Below are 7,566 nucleotides of genomic sequence, written 5' to 3'. Positions count from 1 at the left end.
CTCTCGGAGTCGCGCCGGCTCGACAACCGGCGGCTGCGTGAAGAGCTGCGGTTGAAGCTGCGCTACCCGACGGTGCGCGACGGCTTGCTCGCTTGACTTGATCGAGGTCAGACCCCGAGCGACTGGGTCAACGTCTTCATGCGATCGGTGGCGCGCGCCTTCAGCGTCTGCGTCTCGTCGCCGCGCTGCACCTCGAGCGTGACCTCGCGCTCGGGCGTGCTGCCGCGCCACAGCGTCTTGTAGAAGCGCTCCAGCCCGCCGACCGCGACGCCGTCGATGCGCAGGATCAGGTCGCCGGCCTGCAGCCCGGCGGCCTCGGCCGGGCTGCCGCGGTTCACCTTGACGACACGCACCTGCCCGCCGGATTCGACGCAGTTCACGCCGAGCCACGGCCGGTGGCTCATCGCGGTGCTGCCGCTCTCGCGCATCTCCTTCAGGATCGGCTTCAGCAGGTCGACCGGCACGAACATGTTGCCGGGCAGCCGCGGCGCGTCGGCGCCGGCGGCGTCGGCGACGATCAGCGAGCCGATGCCCAGCAGCTCGCCGTTGGCGTTGAAGAGCGCGGCGCCGCTGTGGTCGGTGCGTGGCGGCGAGGTGAACAGCGCGCCGTCGATGTGGTACTCCCAGTAGCCGGAGAAAGCACGCCGCGACACGACGCGCGCGAGGCTCAGCTCGCCCTGGCCGGCGGGCGAGCTGCCGCTGACGATCATCACCGGCTCGTCGGACGCGAGCTGGCTGGTGTCGCCGAGCGGTGCGGGCGGCAGGCGCAGCGGCGCGAGCGGCTGCAGCAAGCCGAAGCCGGACGCCTGGTCGTAGGCGACGACGCGGGCCGGCACGATGCGCGCGGAGTCGAGCTGCAGGTCGACCTGGTCGGCCTCGAGGATCAGGTAGCCGATGGTGAGCACGAGGCCGTCGGTGCCGATGACGACGCCGGAGCCGAGGCGCAGCTTGCCGAGGGTCTCGGCCGAGGTGGCGTGGCCGAGCGCCTGGACCTGCACGCCGACCACCGCGGCCGCGGCGCGGGCGAGCAACTCGCCTTGCTCCTTCAGCGTGGCATCGTCATCGGCTGGTGCTGCCGCGAGCGCGGCGCTGCACGCGGCCCATGCCCCGAGCAGCCAGCCGGCTGCCCACCTGCGCGCGATGCGGCGCGTTGCCTGAAGCCGATCGTTCATGGGCCCTCCGAACGAGAAACTCGTGCGGTGAGCATGAGCGCTTCGGCCCGTCCCTGGGCGAGGCGGGGGCTTTCCGCGGCGTGAAATCAGCGCCGGCCGAACGGTGGCTGGCCGCGCCAGTAGCGGATCATCAGCCAGCCGCCGAAGATGCCGCCGAGGTGGGCGAAGTGGGCGATGCCGGCCATCGTGCCGGTGACGCCGAACAGCAGTTCGAGGCCGCCGTAGATTGCGACGAAGGTCTTGGCCTTCATCGGGATCGGCGGGATCAGCGGCACGATGGTGCGGTTCGGGAACATCATCGCGAAGCCGAGCAGCAGCCCGAACAGGCCGCCCGACGCGCCGACGGTCGGAAAGTTCGCGCCCATCAGCGCGCAGACGATGAGCTGGAAGCCGGCTGCCGCGACGACGCTGGCCATGAAGAACTGCAGGAAGCGCTTGGCGCCCCACAGGCGTTCGAGCTCGGCGCCGAACATCCACAGGCCGAGCATGTTGAACAGCAGGTGGTTGAAGCTGCCGTGCAGGAAGCCGTAGGTCACGATCTGCCAGGGCAGGAAGCCCGCGCCGATCGGCCACAGGGCCAGGAAGCGGTCGACGACGAAGCCGAGCACGTACTGCAGGCAGAACATGCCCACGTTGATCAGCAGCAGGGCCTGGGTGACGGGAGGCAACGAAGGCATGCAAGGTCCGCAGCAAGGGAAGGGGCGCCAAGGGTACCCGGTTTGGGGATATCCCAGAAAGGCTGTGGCACACTCTCACCCCCTGCACCGGCCTCGGTGGCGAAATTGGTAGACGCGCGGGACTCAAAATCCCGTTCCGCAAGGAGTGTCGGTTCGATTCCGACCCGAGGCACCACCACCCCTTTTTCGCATTCGCGAAAATACGCTGAACTCCCCGATCATCCGCGCCAAACCTGGCGGTGCGGGTGCCGAAGGCTGGATCGAACAAGCGCGGATGGCGAGCCGACAGCATTCGGATCGCGAGGTTCAAGGCGACGATCCCGTTCATCGACAAGCCGCTCACGGAGATCACGCCGGACGACTGGTCGACCTGGCGCGACTCGCCCGCGGCAGGAAGTGTCGATCGCAAGCCTCTCGCGCCAGGTTCGATCGCGCGCGACTTCAACGTGATCCGGGCCATGCGCCGCATCGCACTCGACGAGTGGGGATGGCTCGAGGGCAACGTGCTGACTCGCGTCAAGAGCCCTTTGCCGCCGCCGGGCAAGGAGCGCGTGATGTCGCTGAAGGAGGTGACAACCCGCCGGCAAACCGTTGGACCGGATCGCTGGCGAATAGCGATTCTATTCATACGGCGCTCGACGCCTGGCTGGAAACACAACGTCGCGCTGAGCCATGACGCGTGGTGAGGCAGGCAGCATCACCAAGGCGGCCGGGGCCCTGCGGGCGCCGCCAGCCTAGACGGACATCGTCCGCGGACCCTTGGCAGCCGCCTCGTCCATCAGGCGGGCGACGTCGGCCAGGAAGCGGTCCACCGCGAGCGGTTTGGTCCAGTACTCGTCGGCGCCGAGTTGGGTGGCGCGCGCGACTTCTTCCGGCATCGCGCTGGCAGACAGGGCCACCACGCACAGGTGGCAGGTCGCCGCGTCCGCCTTCACGCGGCGCAGGACTTCCAGCCCGTCGATGTCCGGCAGCTGCATGTCCAGCAGCAGCAGGTCGGGTTGCAGGCTGCGGGCCAGCTCGAAGCCGCTCCTGCCATCGTGCGCGCGGACGAAACGCAGGCCGGCCCAGCGCGCCAGGATCTGCTCGACGAGGAGTGCATTGACGTCGTTGTCCTCGACGTAAAGCACCGTGCCCCGCGGTGCCGCCGGCGCCGCCGGCGCGGTCTGCGGCAGCGGTCGTTCCGGCACGCACGGCACGGACTCGACGCGCGGTAGCGACACGCTCACGCGCGTGCCGATGCCGAGCTTGCTGTCGACGCCGATGTTGCCCTGCATCAGCCGCAAGAGCTGGCGGGTCAGCGCCAGGCCGATGCCGGTTCCTTCGATGGCCCCACGCTCGCGCCCGAGCCGGTTGAACGGCTCGAACAGGTGGGACAGCTGCTCGTTCGTCATCCCGAGGCCGGTGTCCTCGATCTGCAGGTGAACCCACTCGAGTTCCACGCGCAGCGAGACCGTCACGATGCCGCCGGGCCGGTTGTACTTGACCGCGTTGGAGAGCAGGTTCAGCACGACCTGGCGCAGCCGCGTCGGATCGGCGCGCACCCCGACCGGCGCGCAGGCGTCGTAGGCCGGCACCAGCGAGACCGCCCGCTCGTCGGCGGCGCGGCGCGTCATCTGCATCGCTTCGTCGAGCAACGGCAGCAGCGCGAGCGGCTCGGCCTGGACCGCGAGATGGCCGGCCTCGATGCGGGACACGTCGAGCACGTCGTTGATGAGCGTCAGCAGGTGCCACCCCGCCTGCTGCAGCAGGTCGAGCTGCGCCAGTTCAGGCGGCGTGAGGCGCTCCTGCACCCCCTGGCGCAGCAGTTCGGCGAAGCCCAGCACGGCGTTGAGCGGCGTGCGCAGTTCGTGGCTCATGCGCGAAAGAAATTCGGTCTTGGCGCGGCTCGCGGACTCGGCGCGGGCGAGCGCCTCGCGAACCTGCTGGGCCTCGTGCAAGTCGGTGATGTCCAGGCTCATCACCAGCAGGCACGCCTCGCCCATGTAGTCGATCGGCTCGGCGTTGAACAGTTCCTGGGTCGGCCGGGCATCGCCGCGGTGCACGCGCATCATGCGGTTGCGCACCCGGCCGTGGCGCTGGAGCTCGGCGTAGAAGGCCTCGCGATCCTCGTCGCTCAGCCGTGCCGCGAGTTCGACGGTCTGGCGCCCCAGCATCTGCTCGCGCGTCATGCCGATGGCGGCACAGCAAGTGTCGTTGGCCGCGAGCACGCGCCGCTGCGCGATGGAGAGGATCGTCGACGACACCGGCGCGGCGTTGAACAGCAGCTGGAAGCGCTCGAGGCCGGCCTGCACCTCGCGCTGCGCGCGCTCGCGTTCGTGCTCGCGATCGATCGCATCGAGCGCGAGGGAGATGTCGCCGACCAGCTTGTCGAGCAGCTGCATCAACGGCTCGTCGAAGAAGCCGGTGTGGCCTGCAGCCAGCATCAGGACGCCGTCGACACCGCCGCGCCGATGAAAAGGCAGCCATGCGAACGCGTGCACGCCGTGCGCCACGGCCTGGTCGCGCCACGGCGCCGCCCGCGGGTCGTTCTAGTAGTCGTTGCTCGCGATCGGCCGCCCCTCCCGCAGCGCCTGGACCGTGTAGGAGGCCTGCGCCCGCGCCTCGCTGGTGTCCCACGGCTGTGGAACGCCGGCGAGGATCTCGGCCGCCGGCCCGGCCGTGGCGCAGCGGTGGGCGAAGACGCCGTCGAGCACGTATACGCAGGCGACGCGAGCATGGCCCGCGTCGACGCAGATCTCGCAGATCGCCTCGAACAGCCGGGTGCGGTCCTTGATGCGGGTGATTGCCTGGTTGGTCCGCGACAGGGCGTCGTAGAAGTGCGCCATCCGCTGCAGCAGCGCGTGCGCCGCGCCGGCGTGCTTGTCTTCGCTCAGCAGGAGGGCGACCGGCAGGGCCATCGCCAGTGCGAGGGTGGCCGGTCCGAATGCGGTACCCTGGATCAGCGCGGCGTCGGCACCGGACCCTATGGCGAAGCCCAGCCAGCCCGCGCTCGACAGCGCGGCAGCGGCCAACAGCGCGTGGCCGCACTCGCGCTCGCTGCGCGCCCGCACCGCGCAGAGCATGCCGAGCGACAGGTCGAGGCATGGCGCCGCCCAGCGGGCGAGCGTCGGCGGGGCGAGCGCAAGGACCAGGGCCGGACCGACCAGTGCCGCCTTCGTCGCGCGGCGCTGGCCGAGGTAGTCGGCGACCGCCCACGCGATGAGCGCGCGCGGCAGCAGCGCGAACTCCACCGGCAGTGGCCCCGGCCATCCCAGCGTGGTCGCGCCGGCCAGGGCCGAACCGATGGCGGCCTGCAGCAACCACAGGTGACGTTTGCGCCGCCAGATGACGCACAGAAGCGCCGCGACGATGGCAAGCGCAATGGCGACGACTTCTGGCAATCCTGGCGGACGGTACATCGGAGTCCCCTGTCCCGGGCGATGGTAGAGGTCGTCGAGCAGCATGTACAGCCGAATTCGTCGCAGGCGCCCTGCTCCCCCTGGGGCGCCCTGTGCTGGCTGGACACAGCCTTACGCTGGCAAAGAGACCTTGAGTCGACCGGCATGCAGAAGGATCGCTACATCGTCGAAGATGGCCGGAGGTGCAGGAAGTCCTCCACGCGCTGCCAAGTCAATTCTGACGCGCGCTCGTCGTAGTCCGGCAAGCTGGTGTCTGTGTAGAAGTGACCGGCGCGAGGACAGGTGGAACTTGGGCTTGCGCGCCCATGCGTCTCGCCGAGTCTTGCCACATCGCCACCGCGGCAGGCGGCGCGAATTCGACATCCGGATCGCCCACGTGGACCTGTACTGGAAGGCCGGGGCGAGCGGTGTCCGGAATGTCGGCCAGCGCATGAAGCATCAGCACGCCCGCCGTTTGCCCTCGCTCTGGCAGCAGGGTGCCAACCACACCGACGCCCATCGACAGGCCAGCCAGCACGCATCGGCCGGAAGTAGCTGCACGGATCGACGGGCGCGCTGCGTGATGACGGTCCAGCCGATCTCGCGCATCAGCGGGAAACCCTCGTCGAGGGTCGTCGCGGTGCGCGTAAGTAGAGAGCGTCGCACGTGCGCGACGTTCAACTTCAAGTAGGTCGCTCCAGCCACTCGCCGATGTGTGGTGCGGCTGCAGGCAGCACCACCACATTGGCGCCCGAATCGCGCAGGTCCTCCGGCAGCAGTGGGGGGCGGRCAAAGAAGAAATAGCTGCCCAGGCCCACCAGCCACACGCCGCAGACTGCGAACAGCCAATCTCCAAGACTGCGTTGACCTCGAGGTTCCACGCTCACTCCACGGTGACTGTCCGCAGGCGCAGAGCGTTGCCGATGACACTGACCGACGACAGGGCCATCGCAGCAGCGGCGACCACCGGTGACAGCAGCAGTCCGAAGAACGGATACAGCACTCCAGCCGCGAGCGGGATACCGGCCACGTTGTAGGCAAACGAGAGGAACAGGTTCTGGCGAATGTTCCTCATCGTTGCGTGCGACAGCGTCCGAGCCCGAACGATACCCATGAGGTCGCCTTTGAGCAGGGTGATGCCAGCGCTTTCCATCGCGACGTCAGTGCCGGTGCCCATGGCCACCCCGACCGTGGCCTGGGCGAGAGCGGGCGCATCGTTGACCCCGTCGCCCGCCATCGCGACGACTCGCCCTTCGCCCTGCAGGCGCTTGACGACAGCGGCCTTGTCTTCCGGGAACACTTCGGCGACCACCTCGTCGATGCCCAGCTGACGTCCGACAGCTTCCGCAGTGGTCTTGCCATCACCCGTCAGCATGACCACTCGAACGCCAGCTGCCTGCAGCGCCTTCAGCGCCTGAAGGGTTGTCGCCTTGATGGGGTCGGCAATCGCGACGAAGCCGGCCAACTTGCCACCGATGCTGACGAAGATGACCGTTGCCGCCTTCTGCCGCTGCGCTTCCGCCGCGACTGCGAGGCTGCCGGAGTCGATACCGTGCTCCGTCAGGAACTTGGGGCTTCCGGAGACAACGGTCTGTCCATCCACCGTTCCGATGACGCCCTTGCCGACCGGTGAGTCGAAGTCGACGACCGGTGACAGGGCGAGCTTGCGTTCCTGCGCATCCATCACGATGGCCATGGCCAGCGGGTGTTCGCTGGCACGCTCGACGCTCGCGAGCTTCTGCAATACGTCATCAGCGGAGAAGCCTGTCACCGGCTCGATGTGGACGACCTTCGGTCGTCCCTCAGTCAAAGTGCCTGTCTTGTCGACCACAAGGGTGTCGACCTTCTCCATCTTCTCCAGTGCCTCTGCGTCCCGGATGAGCACGCCGTGCTGCGCCCCCTTGCCGACACCAACCATGATGGACATCGGCGTAGCCAGGCCGAGCGCACACGGACAGGCGATGATGAGCACCGCCACGGCCGTGATGAGCGCGTAGCTGAATGCGGGCGACGGACCCCAGACAAGCCAGGCGACGAACGTCAACGCGGCGGCCAGGATGACCACCGGCACGAACCAGCCCGCGACCTGGTCGGCCATCCGCTGGATGGGTGCGCGGCTGCGCTGGGCCGCTGCCACCATGTGGACGATTTGCGATAGCAGGGTGTCGGCACCAACCTTCTCCGCGCGCATCACGAAGCCGCCGGTCTGATTCAGCGTACCGGCAGTGACCTTCGAGCCAAGGGCCTTGGCCACTGGAATCGGCTCGCCGGTGACCATGGACTCGTCGACGTTGCCCTTGCCCTCAGTGAGCTCGCCATCCACCGGCACCTTCTCGCCAG

7 protein-coding genes, 1 tRNA gene and 1 pseudogene are annotated in these 7,566 nt (G+C 68.6%); 4 read left to right on the top strand and 5 right to left on the bottom strand.

What is annotated here, in order from left to right:
* A pseudogene (locus AC1D12_RS18685) lies at window positions 1-96 on the top strand (SDR family NAD(P)-dependent oxidoreductase); the annotation flags it as partial.
* A gap of 11 nt (window positions 97-107) precedes the next feature.
* On the opposite strand, the gene AC1D12_RS18680 reads toward AC1D12_RS18685, so the two are convergent.
* Together AC1D12_RS18680 and AC1D12_RS18675 are read right to left on the bottom strand one after the other, a co-directional pair.
* Window positions 108-1,172 carry a S1C family serine protease gene (locus AC1D12_RS18680; RefSeq protein WP_477826347.1) on the bottom strand — a complete coding sequence of 355 codons (1,065 nt, stop codon included), beginning with the start codon at window positions 1,170-1,172 and terminating at the stop codon, window positions 108-110.
* A gap of 86 nt (window positions 1,173-1,258) precedes the next feature.
* Window positions 1,259-1,849, bottom strand: a complete 591-nt coding sequence (locus tag AC1D12_RS18675) for a rhomboid family intramembrane serine protease (RefSeq protein ID WP_477826348.1) — start codon at window positions 1,847-1,849, stop codon at window positions 1,259-1,261.
* Between the two features lie 90 nt (window positions 1,850-1,939).
* On the opposite strand from AC1D12_RS18675, the gene AC1D12_RS18670 reads away from it, so the two are divergent.
* Together AC1D12_RS18670 and AC1D12_RS18665 are read left to right on the top strand one after the other, a co-directional pair.
* Window positions 1,940-2,024 (top strand) — tRNA-Leu (locus AC1D12_RS18670).
* Window positions 2,025-2,094: 70 nt separating this feature from the next.
* Window positions 2,095-2,535, top strand: coding sequence for a hypothetical protein (locus AC1D12_RS18665; RefSeq protein ID WP_477842159.1), 441 nt, complete (start codon window positions 2,095-2,097; stop codon window positions 2,533-2,535).
* Window positions 2,536-2,583: 48 nt separating this feature from the next.
* On the opposite strand, the gene AC1D12_RS18660 is transcribed toward AC1D12_RS18665, so the two are convergent.
* Together AC1D12_RS18660 and AC1D12_RS18655 are read right to left on the bottom strand one after the other, a co-directional pair.
* The gene (locus AC1D12_RS18660; protein ID WP_477842158.1) at window positions 2,584-4,329 is read right to left on the bottom strand and encodes a hybrid sensor histidine kinase/response regulator; all 1,746 of its coding nucleotides are present in this window, start codon (window positions 4,327-4,329) and stop codon (window positions 2,584-2,586) included.
* Between the two features lie 48 nt (window positions 4,330-4,377).
* Complete coding sequence (locus tag AC1D12_RS18655) at window positions 4,378-5,292, bottom strand: hypothetical protein (RefSeq protein ID WP_477842156.1); 915 nt, start codon at window positions 5,290-5,292, stop codon at window positions 4,378-4,380.
* A 331-nt stretch (window positions 5,293-5,623) separates the two neighbouring features.
* On the opposite strand from AC1D12_RS18655, the gene AC1D12_RS18650 reads away from it, so the two are divergent.
* Window positions 5,624-5,917, top strand: coding sequence for a hypothetical protein (locus tag AC1D12_RS18650; RefSeq protein ID WP_477842154.1), 294 nt, complete (start codon window positions 5,624-5,626; stop codon window positions 5,915-5,917).
* Between the two features lie 192 nt (window positions 5,918-6,109).
* Here the strand turns inward: AC1D12_RS18650 and AC1D12_RS18645 are convergent.
* The coding region (locus AC1D12_RS18645) for a copper-translocating P-type ATPase (RefSeq protein ID WP_477842153.1) at window positions 6,110-7,566 on the bottom strand (1,457 nt) is incomplete at its 5' end.

This window comes from Rhizobacter sp. P1_G5 (assembly GCF_056405435.1).
This window is presented reverse-complemented; position numbering and strand designations above follow the sequence as displayed.